This is a genomic window from Bacillus sp. SRL337, assembly GCF_984799155.1.
Map to the genome: position 1 here is coordinate 1,338,028 of NZ_OZ481793.1, position 21,950 is coordinate 1,359,977.

General features: G+C 42.4%; 16 protein-coding genes. 9 read left to right on the forward strand and 7 right to left on the reverse strand.

From position 1 onward, the window contains the following. Nucleotides 1–49: 49 nt before the first annotated feature. From AC4E8A_RS06545 to AC4E8A_RS06555, 3 genes are all read left to right on the forward strand, one after another. Nucleotides 50–421 carry a YisL family protein gene (locus tag AC4E8A_RS06545; RefSeq protein WP_490197508.1) on the forward strand — a complete coding sequence of 124 codons (372 nt, stop codon included), beginning with the start codon at nt 50–52 and terminating at the stop codon, nt 419–421. Nucleotides 422–646: 225 nt separating this feature from the next. Further along, nucleotides 647–3,574, forward strand: a complete 2,928-nt coding sequence (locus AC4E8A_RS06550) for an EAL domain-containing protein (protein ID WP_490197509.1) — start codon at nt 647–649, stop codon at nt 3,572–3,574. Nucleotides 3,575–3,597: 23 nt separating this feature from the next. Beyond that, nucleotides 3,598–3,759, forward strand: a complete 162-nt coding sequence (locus AC4E8A_RS06555; protein ID WP_490197510.1) for a hypothetical protein — start codon at nt 3,598–3,600, stop codon at nt 3,757–3,759. A 530-nt stretch (nt 3,760–4,289) separates the two neighbouring features. On the opposite strand, the gene AC4E8A_RS06560 is transcribed toward AC4E8A_RS06555, so the two are convergent. Further along, complete coding sequence (locus tag AC4E8A_RS06560) at nt 4,290–4,850, reverse strand: DUF2777 family protein (RefSeq protein WP_490197511.1); 561 nt, start codon at nt 4,848–4,850, stop codon at nt 4,290–4,292. A gap of 168 nt (nt 4,851–5,018) precedes the next feature. Between AC4E8A_RS06560 and asnB the strand changes: the two genes are divergently transcribed. Beyond that, on the forward strand, nt 5,019–6,875 hold the full coding sequence (gene asnB, locus AC4E8A_RS06565; RefSeq protein ID WP_490197512.1) for an asparagine synthase (glutamine-hydrolyzing): 1,857 nt from the start codon (nt 5,019–5,021) through the stop codon (nt 6,873–6,875). Between the two features lie 419 nt (nt 6,876–7,294). Here the strand turns inward: asnB and AC4E8A_RS06570 are convergent, their stop codons facing one another. The 4 genes from AC4E8A_RS06570 to AC4E8A_RS06585 all read right to left on the reverse strand — a co-directional run bounded on the left by AC4E8A_RS06570 (nt 7,295) and on the right by AC4E8A_RS06585 (nt 12,641). After that, on the reverse strand, nt 7,295–8,674 hold the full coding sequence (locus AC4E8A_RS06570) for an ammonium transporter (RefSeq protein WP_490197513.1): 1,380 nt from the start codon (nt 8,672–8,674) through the stop codon (nt 7,295–7,297). Nucleotides 8,675–8,785: 111 nt separating this feature from the next. Further along, nucleotides 8,786–9,127, reverse strand: coding sequence for a P-II family nitrogen regulator (locus AC4E8A_RS06575; RefSeq protein ID WP_490197514.1), 342 nt, complete (start codon nt 9,125–9,127; stop codon nt 8,786–8,788). 176 nt (nt 9,128–9,303) lie between these two features. Next, nucleotides 9,304–10,650: an MATE family efflux transporter gene (locus AC4E8A_RS06580; protein ID WP_490197515.1), complete on the reverse strand. Its 1,347-nt coding sequence runs from the start codon at nt 10,648–10,650 to the stop codon at nt 9,304–9,306. 233 nt (nt 10,651–10,883) lie between these two features. Next, nucleotides 10,884–12,641, reverse strand: a complete 1,758-nt coding sequence (locus AC4E8A_RS06585; protein ID WP_490198790.1) for a glycoside hydrolase family 13 protein — start codon at nt 12,639–12,641, stop codon at nt 10,884–10,886. Nucleotides 12,642–12,901: 260 nt separating this feature from the next. Between AC4E8A_RS06585 and AC4E8A_RS06590 the strand changes: the two genes are divergently transcribed. The 5 genes from AC4E8A_RS06590 to AC4E8A_RS06610 all read left to right on the forward strand — a co-directional run bounded on the left by AC4E8A_RS06590 (nt 12,902) and on the right by AC4E8A_RS06610 (nt 19,217). Further along, on the forward strand, nt 12,902–14,191 hold the full coding sequence (locus AC4E8A_RS06590; protein WP_490197516.1) for an extracellular solute-binding protein: 1,290 nt from the start codon (nt 12,902–12,904) through the stop codon (nt 14,189–14,191). A 162-nt stretch (nt 14,192–14,353) separates the two neighbouring features. Further along, nucleotides 14,354–15,646, forward strand: a complete 1,293-nt coding sequence (locus AC4E8A_RS06595; protein ID WP_490197517.1) for a carbohydrate ABC transporter permease — start codon at nt 14,354–14,356, stop codon at nt 15,644–15,646. A 1-nt stretch (nt 15,647) separates the two neighbouring features. After that, entirely contained in the window at nt 15,648–16,490 is an 843-nt protein-coding gene (locus tag AC4E8A_RS06600) for a sugar ABC transporter permease (RefSeq protein WP_490197518.1), read from the forward strand. 41 nt (nt 16,491–16,531) lie between these two features. Beyond that, on the forward strand, nt 16,532–18,070 hold the full coding sequence (locus AC4E8A_RS06605; RefSeq protein ID WP_490197519.1) for an alpha-amylase family glycosyl hydrolase: 1,539 nt from the start codon (nt 16,532–16,534) through the stop codon (nt 18,068–18,070). A gap of 115 nt (nt 18,071–18,185) precedes the next feature. Further along, entirely contained in the window at nt 18,186–19,217 is a 1,032-nt protein-coding gene (locus AC4E8A_RS06610; protein ID WP_490197520.1) for a LacI family DNA-binding transcriptional regulator, read from the forward strand. An 809-nt stretch (nt 19,218–20,026) separates the two neighbouring features. Here the strand turns inward: AC4E8A_RS06610 and AC4E8A_RS06615 are convergent. Continuing rightward, the gene (locus tag AC4E8A_RS06615; protein WP_490198791.1) at nt 20,027–20,935 is read right to left on the reverse strand and encodes a nuclease-related domain-containing protein; all 909 of its coding nucleotides are present in this window, start codon (nt 20,933–20,935) and stop codon (nt 20,027–20,029) included. Between the two features lie 93 nt (nt 20,936–21,028). After that, a complete protein-coding gene (locus AC4E8A_RS06620) occupies nt 21,029–21,889 on the reverse strand; it encodes an SDR family oxidoreductase (protein WP_490197522.1) in 861 nt (286 codons plus the stop codon). Between the last annotated feature and the right edge of the window lie 61 nt (nt 21,890–21,950).

A 21,950-nucleotide genomic window follows, 5' to 3' on the forward strand; every position in this document is an offset into this window, starting at 1 on the left:
GTATGGTAAGATAATGAAGATGTGAAGTAATGTTCAAGGAGGATTTGACATGTTTGATAATACCCATGCCCACATTACAACCTGGGTGATCGGAATTATTTTGTTCTTTGCAGCATTGTATCTGCATAATAGCGGCAAGAAAAAAGCTATGAAAATTGTTCACATGACATTGAGGCTGTTTTACCTATTGATCATCCTGACAGGAGCGTTATTGTTCTGGAAACACCAGGGGATCTACCCAATGCAATACGGTATTAAGCTGCTTGGAGGACTCTGGGTCATTGCAATGTTTGAAATGATCTTAGTCCGGACAAACAAAGGCAAAAATACAGGAATCTTTTGGGCTCAATTGATTATCGCCCTGATTTTAACTGTTTATCTTGGTGCTTGGCTTCCAATCGGTTTATGGTCTATATCTTAATCAAGGAGGACTGTTCGTAAATGGACAGTCTTTTTATTTTGATCTCCTGAGAACAATACCTCAATTTCCGCCATCATTCTCCATAAATATCAAAAATTCTCTACATTATATCTGAAAATTATGGTATTTTTGATATATGGAAGAATGACTATCTATAATATTGATATACATATATGAAGTGAAAGTTGATTTGCATAGATTGGGTTTGAGAGTGGTGGTGTTTCAATGGCGAAGTCTTTCAATTATATATATTATTCTCAACAAGATCTGTCCAGGTATATCAGCAGCAATGAAATCGACCAGTATCCATCCATCCTTGTTCAACTGTTTCTTGGACAGCTTTCAATGGGGGAAGCAAAGAAGCTGAGGTCTGAAGTCCTTTTTTTGCTGCCGGATGCAGTGATTATTGGATGCAGTACCGAAGGACAGGTGGCGGATGGGAAAGTTATTAACGAATGTCCTGTCATATCTTTTACTGTGCTTGAAGAAACAGAGGTTGTTTCAACACTTATTGAGGCGGGGAATACCGATGATGGCATCCAAACAGGCAGGCGTCTTTCGCAAGAATTGGTCGGTATGGAAACGAAAGCGGTCATAATGTTTGCCAGTCATTTGGACATAAATCCTCATCGTGTACTGGACGGATTTCACACCGTTACTCCTCATATTCCTGTAGGTGGAGGAGTCTCCATAGTAACGGCAGGAAAAAAACAATCCATTGTCCTGACCGAAAACGGGGAATCAGAGAATGGTATTGCCGCAGCCTCTTTCAATAACTCAAACCTGCATGTCCACACGTTCATTAATGAACAGTGGAAAGAAGTCGGGCGGCCTTTGATTGTAACCAAGGCGCATGGAGCAGTGATCGAAAAGATTGATTATCAAAAGCCCCTGAAAATATTAAAGCATTACCTGGGAGAACGCTTTGTTGCCAATCTACCAGAGTCAGGGGTGGAATTCCCGTTTCTTGTCAAAAGAAAAAATTCCACCTCAACGTTATTTCCTTTAAGGATTCACGATAATGGTTCCATCGAAATGAGTAAACCGGTAAAACAGGGAGAAAGCCTTACTTTTGCATTTGCCGATCTTGAGTCGATTGTGGAATGTTCACTGAAGGAGTTAAACCGCTTGCGTAAAAAGCCGGTTGAGTCCATGTTTGTCTTCAATTGTGCAGCAAGACGGCAATTTATCAAAGACTTCTCGGAAGCTGAGATGCAGATGATGGGGGAGATTTCTTCCCTATCTGGTTTCTTCTCGAATGGGGAAATCCTGATGAATAGTGAAGCTCCTCCTGAATTATACTCCCATTCGCTAACTTATCTGGCCATCTCTGAAAAGGACCATCTTCAGCCCTTGGAGAGGGAGAGGTTCCACTATTCATTGACAACTGAAGGGAATACAAGGGTTTCATTGACACAGCTGATTAAGGCTTCTTCTTTTGACATTGAGAGGCTGAACCAAAATATCCAGATATCAGAAGAATACTACCGCTCGTTGTTTGAAAATAATACCGACTTCGTTTATTCAACAGACTTAAAAGGAAGATTTAATTCAGTCAACCCCACCTTCCTTAAAACGTTCGGCTATTCAGAGGACGAATTGATAGGGAAATTATCCATCTCCTATATCTTTGAGGAAGATGTCCCCCGTATAAAAAGGCACTTTTACAGGACTTTGTCAGGAAAAGAGCAGTTTTATGATCTTTGGATCCCATCAAAATCAGGCGAGGTTCAGTTATTCCATATAAAAAATATCCCGATCACCATTGATGGGGAGTGTGTAGGGTTATTCGGGATAGGAAGAAATATAACGGAACAAAAGAAGACAGAGGAAAAGATAACCCAGCTAGCCTATTTCGATGCTGAAACCGGCCTTCCCAACAGGGTCAAGTTCAGGGAATTGGCTGAAGAGTTCATTGAACGGGCCAGGAAGAAAAAAAGAAGGCTGGGCATTCTTTTTCTTGATATTGACCGGTTTAAGCTTGTCAATGATACCCTTGGACATTCGGCTGGGGACAAGATCCTGATTGAATTAGCAGAGAGGATCCAGGACGTACTGCCAAAGGGGGCGTACCTTGGGAGATTTGGCAGCGATAAATTCACCATATTGATCAGCAAGAATGTAACGGATGAGAAAATTAAGCAAGTGGCGGAAACAATCGCAGAACATATACAAATGCCGCTTATACAAGGGAATCAGGAATTTTACATCAAAGCCAGTATAGGGGTCGGTATATATCCTGATCTTGGGACTAACCTTTCGGATTTGTTGAGAAATGCTGACACGGCACTTAATTGGGCGAAATCAAACGGCGGAGACCAAATCATTTTCTATACAAATGAAATGAATATAAAAGCAATGGAAAAGGTTAAAATGGAAAGCTATCTGCGCAAAGCTTTGGAAAGAAAAGAGCTTTGCATCGTCTATCAGCCTATTGTCGAACTCAACGGACGCAGAGTCATTGGGGCGGAGGCACTGCTGCGCTGGAATCATCCGTACTTAGGAGTCGTCCCACCAATGGAATTCATCCCTCTAGCGGAAGAGACAGGGCTCATTGGACCAATAGGCAGCTGGGTGCTGCATGAAGCCTGCAAGCAGGCAAAAGAATGGCAGCGAAAAGGCTTTCCTGACTTTTACATTTCAGTAAATGTTTCTGCCAACCAATTTCAACAGCCCTCCTTTACATATGATATCAATCAGGCTTTGGAAATGTCCGGGCTCTCACCTGAAAGCTTGTGTCTGGAGTTGACTGAAACTGTAATGATTCAGCACTCGGGCCATACCATTGACCGGATGGAGGAATTGGCATCTTTAGGGGTGAAAATCGCTATCGATGATTTTGGAACAGGTTATTCATCACTTGGATATTTGAAACATCTACCGCTGCATGTCCTAAAAATTGATAAATCCTTCGTTCAGAATATTGAGGAAAGCAGTCCTGACTATGCGATTGTTCAAGCAGTTTCAACAATGGGAAAAGGTCTGGGCATGCAAGTGGTTGTTGAAGGAATTGAAACAAGCGAGCAGCTGGAACTCCTCAATGACTTGAATTGCGATCTGGGCCAGGGATATTTAATCTCACGGCCGGTTCCGCCGGAAGAAATGGAAAAGTGGATGATCAATACACAAGCTTATCTAATGAGTAAGGGATAAGCATAATACGGGGTGTGAAAACTTTGGAAGCATGGATTCTTTGTATTGTAATAGCGGTTACTTCGATATGCGCGTTATCTGTAAAAGCTGCTTACAGCCACAAACACACACCATTGTTGACACAAAAGGACTTGAAAGAAGCAATCAAACGCCAACGGGAAGAAGAAAGGAAATCAGTGGATTGAACCAAAAGCTGCTGCCTCGTGCTTTTGGATGATCAATGAACTGGACGTATGGAGGACAGAATCGATTATGATACGTTCCCTTACTTTTGTATTACTATCAAAAATGAGTTTGTTGAAAAGAATGTGTGATTGAAGTGGAAGGTGAGCGGTCTCCTGTGGGAGCAGCAGGACTCGTCTAGCTTTAGCGGCCAGCGCCTGGCGGATTCCGGTCTCTCTCCTTGCGATAAGTCACCATCGGATCACTTTCGCTCTTCGTGAATCTTTATCTCAAGCGGAATCAGTCCAGTCTGTACGCCGCCGAACGGGGGCTTTCACTTTTGGTGATAAGTCATCATCGAATCGCGATGGCTCTTTGTAATTCCTTTATCTCATGCGGGCGCCCTCCAATCCGTACGGCGCTGACCGGCGCTTCCGCCTTTCAATGTACCAGCCGCCGCGCGGAGTCGCACACCTGTAGCGGAACTCACTTTGCATTTACCCAAAAACAAAAAAGAAACTGGTAATCCCAATTTCTTCCTCATTTTATTTTCTTATTCGAATTTTTCAATGACGATTCTTTTTCCAGTACTTAAGGTGAACTCAAACCGGTCACGCTGTTTTTTGTAATAGGTAAAGTGATGTTGTACTGAGCATACATTCTCTCCGTTATCAAACGTCAAAAAGTTCACCCCTTCTCTTATTTTTCTATCCTCAAGAAAAGAAAGATGATTATGACAAAATATGCAGTCAAATAAAGAAAAATCCAGAGAGTTCAAACTGGTCAGGAACTGAAAAAAAGAATCATCATTCAATTCCTCAATCAGCATCTCCAGTGAATATATAAGCGATTTTTTGATGCGGATCGTTTCCGTATCTTTAAGAGTCATTTTATCATAGGCCATTTTAACAATGCCTTCAGACTCTAATATTCCTCGTTCCCATCCTTGGTCCCGGTAAATTTCAACCTCCTGCTGTGTATAAAATTCCAAGTCCGTTGCTTCATCCAGCTCATCATCAAAAAATACCCATTGATTGTGAATGAATTCTACAGTTCCTAGTGTGTAGGAGCGATTTTGCCGCTGAAGGAGCTTATTTCTATACAGGTTATTCACCCATTTCCCTCCCTTATTGAAGATGTTATATCCATATTATCTACATTTTGGGCCTAATTTAGCATATTCATTTAAAGTGAAAATGAAATAAGACAATTAACCATTTTCTGAAGATTGCATATGATAATCCATATTGCATCTAGCCCAATTGTGACGGGAATAGAAAGGATGACCAAAATGTGCGGAATAACAGGATGGATAAACTTTAAGGAAGATTTAAGAAGTGCTGAAAAGGTACTGGATTCCATGACCAAAACCCTGACCAAAAGGGGACCGGACGATTCCAATGTATGGCTGGACACTCATGCGGCTTTTGGCCATAAAAGGCTGACAGTGGTGGACCCTGAAGGCGGGAAACAGCCAATGGCAAAAGATTACGGCGGTAAAAGGTTTGTCATCTGTTATAATGGAGAACTTTACAATACTGAGGATATACGAAAAGTTCTGCTGTCAAAAGGATATACATTCAAGGGGCATTCAGACACAGAAGTACTGCTGGCTTCTTACATTGAATGGCGGGAGGACTGTGTTGACCATTTAAATGGAATCTTTGCATTTGCTGTGTGGGACAGTGAAAAACAGCACGTCTTTATCGGAAGGGACCGTCTTGGGGTCAAGCCATTATTTTACGCTGAGAAAAATAATGGCTTCTTGTTTGGATCAGAATTAAAAGCTTTGCTTGCCCACCCCTCATTAGGAGCTGAAGTGGATAGGGAAGGATTGGCGGAAGTTCTGGGACTTGGCCCATCACGTTCTCCAGGATCGGGAGTCTTTAAAGGCATTAAGGAATTGAGACCAGGGCATGCGATGACATTTTCCAGAGATGGGCTGAAAATCTGGAGATACTGGAACGTGAAAAGTGAAGAACATACAGACAGCTTTGATGAAACTGTGGAAAGAGTAGGATTTTTGGTGAAGGACAGTATAACGAGGCAGCTCGTTTCGGATGTCCCGCTTTGCACATTTTTATCAGGAGGTCTGGACTCAAGTGCCATAACGGCGATTGCCGCCCAGTCATATAAGGAGGAGGGAAAAGGTAGGCTGCACACCTATTCCATCGATTATGAAGGCAATGACGAACATTTCAAATCGAATCAATTCCAGCCGAACGCTGACAGCAAGTGGATAAATTTAATGTCTGATCAATTCAATACGATCCACCATAACTGCATCATTACTCAGGAAGAACTAAGAAACTATTTGACAGAGTCCGTTCATGTAAGAGATTTACCGGGAATGGCAGATGTCGATTCTTCTTTACTCTGGTTTTGCAGGGAAATCAAGAATGAATTCACTGTAGGGTTATCTGGAGAGTGTGCGGATGAAATTTTTGGGGGATATCCTTGGTTCCATAACGAGGAGGACTTTAACAGGAATGGCTTCCCTTGGATGAGATCTGTGAAAGAAAGGCAGTCATTGTTAAAAGCGGATTTGCGGCGGAAATTGAATCTTGAAGAATATGTATCTGCCAAGTACAACGAAACGGTAGCGGAAACCCCTGCGCTGGAAGGGGAGTCTGCGGTTGAAGCAAAACGGAGGGAGTTATTCTACCTGAATATTGTTTGGTTCATGACTACCCTTCTTGACCGAAAAGACCGGATGAGTATGGGGGCAAGCCTGGAAGTAAGGGTGCCCTTTGCAGATCACCGTCTGGTTGAATATGTATGGAACATCCCGTGGGGAATGAAGATGCATGAAAACAGGGAAAAGGGAATTCTGAGAAAAGCGCTGGAAGGGACCCTGCCTAATGAAGTGCTGTATCGCAAAAAAAGCCCATATCCGAAAACCCACAACCCTGTATACACTTCACTCGTAAAAAATTGGCTTGAAGAAATCCTGCAGGATAAATCAAGTGTGCTCTATGAACTCTTTGACCATACCCAGTTGAGAGCATTGGTCCAGACGAATGGGGAAGCGTTTAAGACACCATGGTTCGGCCAGTTGATGACAGGTCCTCAGCTCCTTGCCCACCTTGCTCAGATTCATGTGTGGTTCAAAGATTATAGTATTAATATTGTAGATTGATTATTATCGAGCTCATGCCCGGTGGCGGGTGTGGGTTCTTTTGTTGGTTTAGGGAAAGTGAGTTAAACTTGAATCTTTAATAAGTTCCAGTTTAATGAGGGCACTCCCTGATCTAAAAAGTGAAGCGGGGTGGTCTAATGAGAGGTTCGTTCATGAGTCACTCTAATCCAAAAAGCGAAGGGGTTATGGTCATATGAAGGGTTCATGAGTCACTCTGATCCAAAAAGCGATGGGGTGGTCATATGAAGGGTTCATGAGCCACCCTAATCCAAAAAATAATATGGTTTTAGTCTCTTAAAGGTTCATGAGTAACCGAAACCAAGAAAAAATTTTAATAAATGTTTTATCATTCAGCTCGGGAGGATAAAACCCAATAAAAAACCCCTCCATCAAACTGAAGGGGTTAATTCCATTTACAATCAATGATATTGTTTTTTCGTAGCAGTAACACTTAAGCCATCGAGCTTTCGCACCAGCTCTTTCCCAAAAGCGGTGTTGTGCTGATTTGAATGGGAAGTCAGGACCGTCTCGCTTAGTTCATATGCTGTGGCACCATGTTCAGAAAAGTCAAGTCCTGCCAACTCATCCTCGCTGGATACACGGATGCTGTCTGCTTTGTTGACAAGGTAAACTACAGCACCAGTAGACAAGGCCACCCAAAGAAAGACAGCTGCTGCACCAAGTGCTTGAACGCCTAACAGGGAAGCGTCTCCACCATAGAACAATCCGTTTGAAACATCAAAGAATCCAATGGCCACTGTTCCCCATATTCCACAAAGGCCGTGAACAGCAATTGCGCCAACTGGGTCATCCACCTTCAATTTGACTTCAATGAACCGTACACCTTCTACCAACAGGATGCCGGCAACTAACCCAATAATGATGGAACCGCCTATGGAGACATTTGCACAGCCTGCAGTTATGCCGACCAACCCGCCAAGGGCACCATTCAATGTCAAAGAAGGATCGATGCGTTCATATCGGAATGCAGTGTAAAATGCGGAAGACAAGACGGCAGCTGAAGCAGAGAGCAAAGTAGCAGTGATAACACGGGGGACTAGGTCAGGATCCGCAGTCAAGGTGCTTCCGCCATTAAAGCCAAACCAGCCAAACCAAAGAATAAAGACTCCCAGAGCTCCAAGTGGAATGTTATGGCCGGGGATGACATTTACTTTTGATTTTGTATACTTGCCGATACGGGGGCCGAGGAAAAGTACGGCAATCAGGGCAGCTGCGGCCCCGCTCATGTGAACAACGGTGGACCCTGCGAAATCAACAAACCCCAGTTGTGACAGCCAGCCGCCGCCCCATACCCAATGGCCGGCGATCGGGTAGATAAAACCGGTCATGACAACGGTGATGAGCATATAGCTTCTTAGCTTCATCCGTTCTGCAACAGCGCCGGAAATAATTGTGGCACAAGTGGCTGCAAATACAGCTTGGAAGACGAAAAAGCCAATATCGTCACGACCTGCTAAAAGGAATCCGTCCGTACCAACTATGCCGTTGGCGGAACTGCCGAACATTAAACCGAATCCGACTACGAAATATAGGATAGAAGCGATTGAGATTGTCAAAAAGTTCTTCATCAGGATATTAAGGGTGTTTTTAGAGCGGGTAAAACCTGATTCGACCATTGCAAACCCTGCATGCATGAAGAAAACCAATAAAGCGGCTACCATTACCCACATTCCGTCCACTGAAGTCTGGACACTCTGTACGGTAGGTGTAGGTGCGGCAAAAGCTGGTGTGGCGGCTGACAAAAGTAAAACAGATAAGCATGAAACTTTTTTCAACATTATAAGGTTCCTCCTGTTTTGTAATTGTTCATAAGCCAAAGGGAAGGTGAGGTGAGTGGTCATCCTTGTTGGTATATCTTTCGTGTGAAGGCGGTAAAGACGAAAGAGTATCTAAATGAATGCCTGCTTTCCCCGTTCTTGGGAGCGGATACGGACAACCTCTTGAATATCAGAAATAAAAATCTTTCCATCGCCGACATGGCCGGTTGAACAATATCTACAGATTAAATCGATGATCTCTTCGGTTTCGGAATCTTCTACAATCATTTCTACCCTGACCCGGGGGGAGAGGGCAATTTCAAAGGTATTTCCCCGGAACAGCCCCTGTTTTCCTTTTTGTTTTCCGCAGCCTGCAGCTTCAGAAACGGTCAACCCGTTAAATCCATTTGCGGCCAGGCCTTCTCTTAGTGCTTGGAACACCTCAGGGCGAATAATCGTTTCAATCTTTTTCATCACTATCAACTCCTCAATTATGATGTTATAAAAACTAACATCTTTTAGTTATGTTTTATATCATATTCTGAATTGTTTAAAAAATCAACTAATAAATTTTCATGGAAACGTTTTTATGTGAAAAAACTTTACAAAAAGAGAGTGGAGACTAAAATCCCCACTCTTTTTAAGAAGTATTATATTGAATCTGCTTTTCCAATAAAATTCTTGTTCATCCAGACTCGTGACTTCCACCTTCGGAGCATGAACAACCCGCGGAGCCATTCATCGGCTATAAACGAGATCCATATGCCGATCAATCCAAGCCCGAAAACAATTCCGAGTATATAGGACAAGAGGACACTCACTCCCCACATGGAAAGTATGCCGATGTACACAGGAAATTTTACATCACCGGCTGCACGCAGTGAACTTATGACAACCAGATTAAAGCTTCTTCCAGGTTCAAGGATGATGGTCAGCCAGATAAGGATGCTGCCGAGATAGATGATTTCCTCGTTGCTGGTAAAAATTCTTAAAAGCTGTCCGGAAAACAGAGCAAACAGAACAGCCATCCCTAAAGAAATAATGATCGAGATTTTTAAGCTCCTTATACACCTTTCGTAGGCACCTTTAAAATCTCTGCCCCCGACCATATGGCCAATCATGATTTGGGTGCCTTGGCTGATGGCAAGAGCGAATAAAAAAATGAACATCATCAGGTTCTGTGCATATACTTTCGTCGTCAACGCCTCTGTGCCCATTACCGCAATAAAATACGTAATTGCCATTTGGGAGCCGTTGTACGAAAGATGTTCTCCAGCTGATGGAATACCGATCCGTAACAAATCCTTGATATGCTGGACGGGGAAACGCTTTTTGAAAGAAAATATTCCTGGAATCCGTTTCATTAATACAAAGATGATCGCTATAAGGCCAATCGTCCGGCTGATCACTGTTGAAATCGAAACTCCTTCAACCCCCAGGGCAGGAATCCCGAAAGGACCGAAAATGAACAGGTAATTTCCTATGATATTTAAAATATTCATACCGATGGTTATGTACATAGCATCTTTCGTAAACTCATAGCTCCGGAGAGTTGCGCCGGCCGTCATAATCAAAGCCTGGATGAAGGAGAATCCTCCGACAATGGTTAAATAAGAGGAAGCTTCCCCATGCAGCTCCTGCGGTATGTCCATCAAATTAAGAATCTGATCATTAAAGATGAAGATTAGAAAACTTAATAAGAAACCGAAAATCAAGTTTGCGCTTAATGACACGAAGGCTACCCCGCGGGCTGTCTCTATTTTGTTTGCGCCAAGGTTCTGCGATACCAATATGGAGGTACCAGTAGCGACAAATCCAAACATGACAATGATCAAGGATAATACTTGGTTGGAAACGCCAACAGCAGCAACGGAGTCATCAGAATATTGGCTGAGCATCAAGGTATCGGCATTCCCCATCAGCATATGTAAAAAAATCTCTATGAATATCGGCCAAGTCAGCGCATAAAGACTTAGCTTCTTCTTATCTAGGCTCATGATGCCAGTCATCTCTTTTCTAGTCATAGTGTAATAGTTGATAGTGATTCTGCGGTCCAATCCGCAAGTAAATGGAAATTTAAAAGATCTGCTTAATTATACCTAATAATTCAAAAGAAAGTTCGAATTCAGAAATAAAATTTAAGGATTTTAATTTGACTAACTTGACAAGCGATTAAAAATTCCTGAAAGAAAAAGGCCTCCCGGCAGAGTTTATGACCGGAAGGGTGGTATTAAAATTGGAGGATACTGAACCCAAGAGGCTCGAGTTCGACTCCTAAATCATTCGAATCGGCGGCAAATTCATTGTCCTGCCAGATGTCAGTGATTTTCCTGCCTTTTAAGTTGAATGGCAGAGGATATACGGTTTTCTTGCCAGAGGTATTAAGAATGACAACTATTGTTTTGTTTCCGTCAGATTTAGTGTATGCTATGCAGTCCTCATTCATTTCCACAGGGAGGAAGGTAAAAGTTCCTTCATTTGCAAGGAGACGGTGTCCTTTTCTTAATGATATGAGCTTTTGGATATGGTTGAACAGTTCATGATCCTGTCTCTCGCTGTCCCATTCCATGCATTTACGGCAGCCTGGGTCCGTTCCTCCCGTCATCCCGATTTCATCTCCATAATAGATACAGGGAGATCCAACGAAAGTAAGCAGGATGGTGAAGATTTGTTTGGCTTTTTCTTTATTGTCCATACATTCAGTAAGAATACGGGGTGTGTCATGGCTTCCGACAAGGTTGAAGGCGACTTCAGTTACGTTTTTCGGGTACATATGGACAACCTGCGTCATGCTTTCCACAAACTGGCGGGGACCAATGGATTCCTTGGCAAAAAGGTTTAATATGTTAGTCGTGAAGGGATAATTCATGACAGCGTCAAATTGGTCTCCACGCAGCCAAGGCATCGAGTCATGCCAGATTTCCCCGAGTATGTACAAATCCGGTTTGAGGGCTTTTGCTTCTCTCCGGAATTCCCTCCAAAAAGAATGGTCAACCTCATTCGCTACATCCAATCTCCAGCCGTCAATATTGAATTCCTTTATCCAGTAACGCCCAACATCAAGAAGATATTCCCGTACTTCAGGGTTTTCCGTATTAAGCTTTGGCATGGAAGGTTCAAAAGCAAAAGTATCATAATTGGGAAGAGGCTCTCTCTTCAGGGGAAATTCCCTTATATGGAACCAGTCTTTGAAGTTCGATTGTTCCCCTCTTTCCAATACATCCTGGAACTGGGCAAAATATAGCCCGCTGTGGTTAAAAACAGCATCGAGCATGACTTTAATCCCGTTGTCATGGCATGCATTCACAAGTTCCTTCAGCGTTTCCTTATTCCCGAATTGAGGGTCAAGCTCGAAGTAATCAATCGTATCGTATTTATGATTAGAATGTGCTTTAAAGATTGGTGTAAAATAGATACCGGTAATCCCCAAATCTTTTAGATAAGGAATGCCGTCAATTACACCCTGCAAGTCGCCGCCAAAGAAATTATCCGGCTTTGGATCGGTGCTTGCCCATGGAAGAGTGCCTTCTGGATCCCAATCCATGTTTCCGTTTGCAAACCTCTCCGGAAATATCTGATACCAGACTGTATCTTTAACCCAGGCAGGCGCCTCAAAGACATCGATATGGTTCAGAAATGGAAAGCAAAAATAATCGCCAACATCATTCGTTGGCTCTGGAAGAAAACCCCGGTCTCCGTAAAAGTGCGATTCGTGATCGTCTTCTATATGGAACCCATAACGGAGCCTTTTGAAAGGAGGTTCAATTGAAGCAAACCAATAATCATAAAGCTGATCTGAACCGGTGTTCACCATCGCTGTTGAAGAATGGATCCATTTACCTTCAGACCATTCATAGGGATCGCCGTGGAGCAAAGTAACTTCTTTTACATCTTTTTTCTTTGTACGGATACGAATATGTAATTCTCTATCAGTGCAAGCGTATGCATAATTATCTTTTGGTCTATGATATACAGCCTCTAAAAGCATCATCAAGCCTCCTAGTATGATTTCCCTTAAAGGTTATTGCATATCTATTTTAAAGTCAATGAAGACTTTTCGAGGCAGAGATAAAACGTTTACAAAAAAATAAAAAAGTATTGTCAAAAGTGAAATAAGCATTATAATAAGGTTAGGTTGTGCAATCGGTTTCACAGGTTTGGGATGCGGTATCGTAAACCCTTTATTTTTTGCAGATTTGTGCAAACGGTTGTGCAATATAATTATTTATATATACAGGAGGGGTCAGAATGAAGAAAACACTATCATTATTGATGGTCATCATGCTGGTTTTGGGCGCATTGGCTGCCTGCGGACCTAATCGAGAAGAAGGGGCAGGGAACAATAGTAATCAAGATAACAACGAAAATACATCTGATGATGCAAATAAACCAGAAAAGCTTGTGATCTGGGAAGATGAAAAGAAATCAGGATGGTTAGATGAAGTAGGAGCAAAATTCACTGAAGAATACGGCATCGAACTTGAAATCAAAGAAGTAGAAATGGCTAGTAAGATGAGAGAACAACTGCGTTTGGATGGTCCTGCCGGGACAGGCCCGGACGTCTTGACACTACCTCATGACCAAATCGGAGAGGTGGCTTTAGCAGGTCATATTGCTAAACTGGATGTCGATCAGGACATAATCGACCGATTCTCAGAATCTTCTATTTTAGCACAAACCTATGATGGAAGCTTATACGGTCTTCCAAAGTCTTCAGAAACTCCTGTATTCATTTATAATAAGGAGTTGATGGAAGAAGCTCCGGCTACTATGGATGAAGTATATGATTTCGCATCTGATTTTACAAAAGACGGTAATTATGGATTCCTTGCGCTATGGGATAACTACTACTTTGCACACGCGCCAATTGGCGGCTACGGTGGGTATGTATTTGCTGAAAACGACGGTGCTTTAGATCCTTCGGATATTGGTCTAAACAATGAAGGTGCAGTTGAAGGTGCCGAGTATATTGAAAAATGGTATGGAGAAGGCCTATTCCCGAAAGGTATCGTCGGTGAAAACGGCGGAGCAGCAATGGATGGTTTGTTCAATGAAGGGAAAGTTGCTTCCGTGATGAATGGACCTTGGTCTTTCCAAAGCTATACAGACGCTGGGATCGATATTGGAATTTCCCCGATGCCCAAGCTTCCAAATGGCGAGCCAATGAAAACATTCATGGGTGTTAAAGGATGGCATGTTTCAGGTTATTCTAAAAACCAAGAATGGGCTCAAAAGTTCATTGAGTTCATCACCGAAGATGAGAATGCAAAACTTCGTTTCGAGCAGACTCAAGAGGTTCCGACAAACGTTGCACTGGTAGATGATCCGGCAATAGCTGAAAACGAGGGTGCCAAAGCGGTAGCTGAACAGTCTCAATATGCAATTCCAATGCCAAACATCCCGGAAATGAGTACTGTTTGGGACCCGATGGCAGATGCGTTGCAAACCATGGTTACTGGCAAGCAGGAACCTAAGGCAGCAATGGATGCTGCTGTGGATCAAATTGAACAGAACATTCAAGCGAATCATTCAAACTAAAAAAATAGGGGGACTGACTCCAGGCTGGGTCAGTCTTCTATATTCCTGTATAAAAAGAGACTGAATACCTTTTTCAGGGTCTTCATGAAGGAAGAATTCCTCTTTCTTCATGAAGCTTCTGAAGCTTACTACAACTATAAAGAGAAGAAGGGGGAATTTAGAATGGCTGAAAATTCCTATCAAACTAAACATCGTAAAACAGCACTTGCCCTTTCCTTAATACCCGGATTCGGTCAATTTTACAACAACCAAAAGTTAAAGGGCGGATTTTTTCTTATAATGGCGGCGGCCTTTATCTTTGTTTTCAGGGATTTAATTGATTACGGTGTCTGGGGCATCTTGACATTGGGGGAAGAACCGGGAGCACCGTATTACGATCATTCAATTTTCCTGATGGTATATGGAATACTTGCAATCATCATTCTGTTGTTCGGGCTCGGCTTTTATGCCTTTAATTTATATGATGCTTTTAAAAATGGGCAGAAGAGAGACCGTGGTGAAACTCTCAGTACGATTAAGGAACAATACCGCAATTTAGTGGACAATGGTTTTCCATACTTAATTATGTCACCAGGTTTCTTATTGCTGGTATTTGTAGTTATTTTCCCGATAATTTTTGTTGTATTGCTGGCATTTACCAATTATGACCTCTACCATTCACCACCTGCAAAATTGGTCGATTGGATCGGTATACAAAACTTTATCGATATTTTCAAAATAGATATCTGGAGAAGCACTTTCTTATCTGTACTCTCCTGGACTTTGATATGGACATTCGTGGCGACCACCACACAGGTGGCACTCGGCATCTTCCTGGCAATTTTGGTCAACCAGAAGGACTTAAAAGGAAAAGCAATTATCAGGACTGTATTTATTCTACCTTGGGCGATACCTGCTTTCGTCTCCATTTTAATCTTTGCAGGAATGTTCAATGAATCATTCGGTACTATCAATAGAGATATTCTCGCATTCTTCGGAATTGGCGATCTTCCATGGATGACAGAAGCGCTGTATACAAGAATTGCTTTAATTTTCATTCAGACCTGGCTCGGTTTCCCGTTTATTTTTGCCATGACGACCGGTGTTCTTCAGTCTATCCCTGATGAGTTGTATGAGGCGGCTACCGTTGATGGGGCGTCCAGCATGCAAAAGTTCAAGAACATTACGCTTCCGCTGGTCCTCTTTGCGACTGCGCCGATTCTAATCACTCAATACACCTTTAATTTCAATAATTTTAATGTGATCTATCTATTTAATGGCGGAGGCCCTGCACTGACAGGACAGAATGCAGGTGGAACGGACATCCTGATTTCTTGGATTTACAGCTTGACGATGACATCTGCTCAATATTCTAAAGCAGCCGCTATTACATTATTGCTTTCCATCTTTGTTATCTCCGTAGCAATATGGCAGTTCAGAAGAACAAAATCATTCCAAGAAGAGGATATGATGTGATATGAATTTAAAAAAACAGAAACTCATCAGATTAACTCTATCGTATCTAGTCATTGCGATCATGTTCGCAATCATTTTGTATCCCGTAGCCTGGATTGTTGGTTCTTCATTTAATCCGGGACAAAGTTTATCAGGATCAAGCATCATTCCAAAGAATGCAACACTGGCACATTACAAAGAACTATTCGATTTAGGGCAAAGCAAATACCTGATTTGGTACTGGAACTCGTTGAAAGTCAGTTTGTCGACGATGGCTCTGACTGTATTGATGGTCAGCCTGACCGCTTATGCTTTCTCCCGCTATCGTTTTATCGGAAGAAAAAATGGCTTGATGACATTTTTGATTCTGCAGATGATTCCAAACTTTGCTGCGCTGATTGCGATTTTCGTATTGGCGCTGGTAACAGATTTGCTTGATACCCACCTAGGTCTGGTTCTTGTGTATGTTGGCGGCCAGATCCCGATGAACACATGGTTAATGAAAGGGTATCTTGACACGATTCCCAAGGAACTCGATGAATCGGCAAAAATGGACGGGGCAGGACATTTCAGGATTTTTTTCCAGATTGTCATGCCTCTCGCTAAGCCGATTGTTGCCGTAGTTGCATTATTTTCATTCATTGCACCATTTGCTGACTTTATCATCGCCAGCATCCTGCTGAGAACGGAAGAAAAATTCACATTGCCTGTTGCCCTTTATGATATGGTTGCGAAACAGTTTGGAGCCGAGTTCACAACATTTGCTGCGGGATCTGTTTTAATCGCGATTCCGATTGCCCTGCTGTTCCTATATTTCCAGAAATACTTTGTTTCCGGATTGACGGCCGGGGGGACAAAAGGATAATCTTATAGGCGTAAACTTATAAATTTTAAGGAGGAGCGGAGATGAAAAAAAGAGTATTATCTCTTATTCTAATCCCGTTTCTTCTTTTTTACGCCCTCCCTGCAGGAGCTGCTGAAAAAGAAGAACGCATGTGGAAAGACGAATCGATTTATTTTTTGATGATAGACAGATTTAACAATGGAGATCAGTCAAATGATTATGAGGTAGACAAAAATGATCCGAATGCCTATCAGGGCGGTGACTTCCAAGGGGTCATTAATCAGCTTGAGTATATAAAGGATATGGGGTTCACTACCATCTGGCTTACTCCGATCTTTGATAACCAAGAAAAAGGCTACCATGGATATTGGATCAAGGATTTCTATAATACGGATGAACATTTCGGATCAATTGAAAAATTCAAGGAACTGGTTGATGAGGCTCATAAAAGGGATATGAAGATCGTCCTTGATTTTATCGTCAACCATGTAGGGCCGAACCATGGATGGCTGAATGACCCTGACAAAGAAGACTGGTTCCATGACAAGAAGCCTATGGATATGAACAACGATGAAAGCCTGCAAAATGCCTGGCTCTATGATCTGCCTGATTTGAATACTGAAAATCTGGAAGTGAGAGAATATCTGCTTGATGCAGCACGCTGGTGGATTAAAGAAACTGATATTGACGGATATCGTCTGGATACGGTCAGACATGTCCCTCAAGACTTTTGGGAAGATTTCTCCGCAGCAGTCAAAGCTGAAAAGGAAGACTTCTATTTAGTAGGTGAAGTGTTTGATTATGATCCACGCAACATCGCCAAGTATGAAGGAGTGGGAATTGATGGGTTTGCAGATTTCCCTCAGGCTCAAGAAATGCGTGAAGTATTCCAGAAACCGGATGTCGATATGGACAGACTGTTTAATTTCTGGGAGTACAATCAAACCTATTTTGAGAACCCCTATTTGATGGGAACGTTTATTGATAACCATGATATGGTCCGCTTTACTGACCTGATCACCCAGAATAACCAATTCCCAGGAACACGTTGGAAATTGGCTATCACGTATATGTATACCGTTCCGGGGCTGCCAATCCTTTATTACGGTTCTGAGATTGCCCTAAGCGGAGGGGAAGACCCGGATAATAGAAAGCTGATGAACTTCCGGACAGATGAAGAGCTGATCGAATATATTACAAAAGTCGGCAAGATCAGAAATACGTATCCAGCCCTTACCAGGGGAAGCATGGAGCTGCTCTACGAAAAAGATGGAATGGCAGTCTATAAGCGCGAATACGAAGACGAAACGATGGTCATTGCCATCAATAATACAAGCAAGTCACAAAGTGTAAAATTAGAGTCCCCTCAGCTGCCTGAAGGAATGGAACTCAGGGGGCTCATTAACGAGGACCTTGTCCGTGCAGACGGGGGCACTTATGACATCATCACTGATAGGGAAGAAGCGGAAATCTACTTGCTGTCATCCAAGAGCGGCTTGAATTATGGTTTCATTGGAGCAATGACAGCAGTATATGTCATTTTCATGATTTTCCTTTATTATGTTTGGAAAAAAGGCCGTGCAAAACGAAAGAGTGAATGAATTTATTGAATGGCAGTAAAGCGGAAGGAGAAACAGCCCATCCCACAACTGTCTTGACGAAATGAATGACGCAAGCAAAACTATGAGTGGTTTTCGGGGGAAGGGGGGGAAAGATATGGCTGTAACAATAAAGGACGTAGCAAAGCTCGCTAATGTTGCTCCATCAACTGTATCCAGGGTAATAGCCAACAATTCCCGTATAAGCGAAAGTACGAAACAAAAAGTAAGAGAGGCAATGAAGCAGCTGGGCTATCATCCAAACTTCATTGCCCGCAGTTTGGCAAGTCAATCTACACAAGTCATCGGTTTGGTACTGCCTGGCTCTGCTGATACCTTTTTTCAAAACCCGTTCTTTCCGACAGTACTCCGGGGTTTAAGTGAAGGAGCTCATGAAAAACATTATGCTCTGCAAATGACAACCGGCCAGAGTGAACAGGAAATATATGATGGCATTATTCAAATGGTTCAAGGAGGACGGGTCGACGGAATTATCCTTCTTTATTCCAAAGTTGAAGATAAGGTCATGATGTATTTAAAAGAAAGGGATTTCCCGTTTGTGGTGATCGGCAAGCCATTCAAGTATGATGATGAAATTACGCATGTGGATAATGATAATTTCAGAGCGACAAAAGAAGTGACAGATTACCTGTTGAATGCAGGCCATGACCGCATTGGGTTTGTCGGAGGAGATTTGAATCTTGTTGTGACAGTGGAGCGGCTGCTTGGCTATGAAAAATCTCTGAGAAAAGCAGGGATTCCCCTGAGGGATGAATACATTGTTCATGAAGAATTCCTGAGAGAGGGCGGCCAGGAAGCTGTAAAGGAGTTAATGACTCTGGAAAATCCACCTACAGCCCTTGTAGTGGCCGATGACTTGATGTCGCTTGGGGTCCTGAATACATTGAATGAGATGGGCATTAGAGTACCTGAAGACATATCAATCATTAGTTTTAACAATGTAATGCTTGCAGAAATGTCACGTCCGCCGCTGACGTCTGTGGATATCAACATTTTTGACTTGGGATATCAAGCAGCAAGAAACCTGATACAGAAAATTGAAGATCCACGTGAGCCGGTTAAACGGATCACGATTCCGCATAAGATTGTTGAACGGTCTTCATGCAGTGATTTGAATTCCAGTTTGTAAGAAAGTCAGCCTTTTTGAGGCTGGCTTTCTTTGTGTTTGGTGTGTTGATGGGCAAGGGTGGGTTTTAAAGAAAGCACCAAAAAAGAAGGCAGCGGCAGGAAATGTGGTTGAATAAATGCGGGAAGGGACCAAATTAATGGGAATGAGGCAGAAAAATGGTCTAATCCTTTAAGGAAAGCACCAAAAAAGGAGGATGCGGCAGGAAATGTGGTGGAATAAATGCGGGAATGGGCCAAATTAATGGGAATGAGGCAGAAAAATGGTCTAATCCTTTAAGGAAAGCACCAAAAAAGGAGGATGCGGCAGGAAATGTGGTTGAATAAATGCGGGAATGGGCCAAATTAATGCGAATGAGGCAGAAAAATGGTCTAATCCTTTAAAGAAAGCACCAAAAAAGGAGGATGCGGCAGGAAATGTGGTTGAATAAATGCGGGAAGGGACCAAATTAATGGGAATGAGGCAGAAAAATGGTCTAATCCTTTAAGGAAAGCACCAAAAAAGGAGGCAGCGGCAGGAAATGTGGTTGAATAAATGCGGGAATAGGCCAAATTAAGGAGAATGAGGCAGAAAAATGGTCTAATCCTTTAAAGAAAGCACCAAAAAAGGAGGCAGCGGCAGGAAATGTGGTCGAATAAATGCAGGAATGGGCCAAATTAAGGAGAATGAGGCAAAAAAATGGTCTATTACTTCAAGAAATTCACTAAAAAGTATACCAGAAGAGATATAGGTATCATTAGATTAAATCGTACAGTTGCAAAAACAAAAACCGGTCCACTCGCTGAGGAATGGACCGACCGATTAGAATATCTTTATTTCTTTTCAGTAAAGTAAGAACCTCTCCCATTTTTAATATGATGGTAGTTTTCATGAAGTATCTTCCTCATGGTTTTTGTATTTTTAATAATACCACACCATTCAAGAGCTCGAGAGGTTGTAATATTTTGTTCAGGGAATAGAGTTTTATATTCTGCTAGGCTTCGTAAAATCGCTGAAATTGCATTCTCTGATCCTCCGCAATGCTTGCATAACAAGACCCTATAATAATCTAAATAAAATTCTCCGCAGGTTGGACAAGTAATGCCTTTCCGAAGTTCCTCATATTGATATTCCGGGATTTGTGCATATGGATTTTCAGGTATTGTGTTGGCAATAAGTTGATTGGAAAGTTGGGTATGGTCTTTTTTTAGAAAGGAAGGAATTTGTTTCAGTTTTTCAATAAATCTTTCTTGTTGAGAGGAGTAGGCAATGGGTAGATCCCTTGGAGCATTATAGAGGTGAAACCGTGGGTTGACGAAGATTGCGAAGGGTATTATGGGTATGTTATATCCTAGTTTTTTTAAGATTGATTGAAGCAGAGGCTCATTCCTTTTGAGTTGAAGCAGAGGATTTTTAGCAATAGTTCCATCAGTTCTGTACAAATTGTCACCTTCAAAAACATGATCTCCTTCATAATTTTTAACCTCAAATAAATATATCGGTTTAGAGGTGATAAGTATGGAATCCCCCTGAAAAAAATTATTGTTGGGCATAAACTGCATATCTGGCAATAAAATTCGATCATTAACCACAGGTGCCAGCCATTCATCAAATATCTTCTCTCCAGCAAATCCTTTCTCCAGTCCCGCATAGTGCTGCTTTTCTTTTGAATTCAAGGTCTTTCTTGTATCCAAAGACCGGTAAATCCTCAATTCCTTCGATTTGATTCGTTCTTTCATCATCAATAGACATCACTCCTTTTTCTATATAATACCATTAATCTCTATATGAACATCAAAAAAAACAGCCCTGAAATAAGGGCTGTTCGAATCCTGCTATCCATTTACAATCTTTCCGCCATTTACGTGCATGACCTGGCCGGTTGTATATTGGGAATCATCACTTGCCAGATAGACATATGCCGGTGCCAGCTCAAACGGCTGTCCTGCGCGTCCGAGGGGTGTATTCGCACCAAACTTTGCTACCTGGTCTTCAGGGAAAGTTGACGGGATTAATGGTGTCCATATCGGTCCAGGTGCGACACCGTTGACCCTGATATTCTTTGAAGCGAGCGACTGAGAAAGAGACCTGGTGAATGCGACGATCGCCCCTTTGGTTGAAGAATAATCAAGCAGCTGCTCATTACCGGCATAAGCTGTGACAGAGGTTGTATTGATGATGGAACTGCCGCTTTTCAAGTGAGGGAGAGCGGCTTTGGTCAAATAAAAGAAAGAAAATACATTCGTACGGAACGTTTTTTCCAGCTGTTCATCTGAAATGTCGAGCAGGCTTTTTTGCGGATGCTGCTCCGCTGCATTGTTGACAAGGATGTCCAGTTGCCCAAAGTGATCGACTGTTTTCTGGACCACTTCTGTACTGTAGGAAGAACTTCCAAGGTCGCCTGCGAACAGTAAGCAGTTTCTGCCTTCCTTTTCGATAAGGCTTTTCGTTTCCTGGGCATCTTGATCTTCCTCCAGGTAGGCAATGGCAATGTCTGCGCCTTCTCGTGCAAAGTAAAGAGCTACCGCTTTGCCGATACCGCTGTCTCCGCCTGTAATGAGGGCAACCTTGCCATCCAGCTTACCACTGCCTTTATAATTGTCATCCAGGTATTTTGGCTGCGGATGCATTTCCTTTTCGGTTCCAGGCTGATGATCCTGATGCTGCGGCGGGAATTGGTTATTATTCTGAGACATATTAAGTCCACTCCTTAGATTTGATAGTCCATAGTCAGTTTGCATTGAAATCAAGATTCCT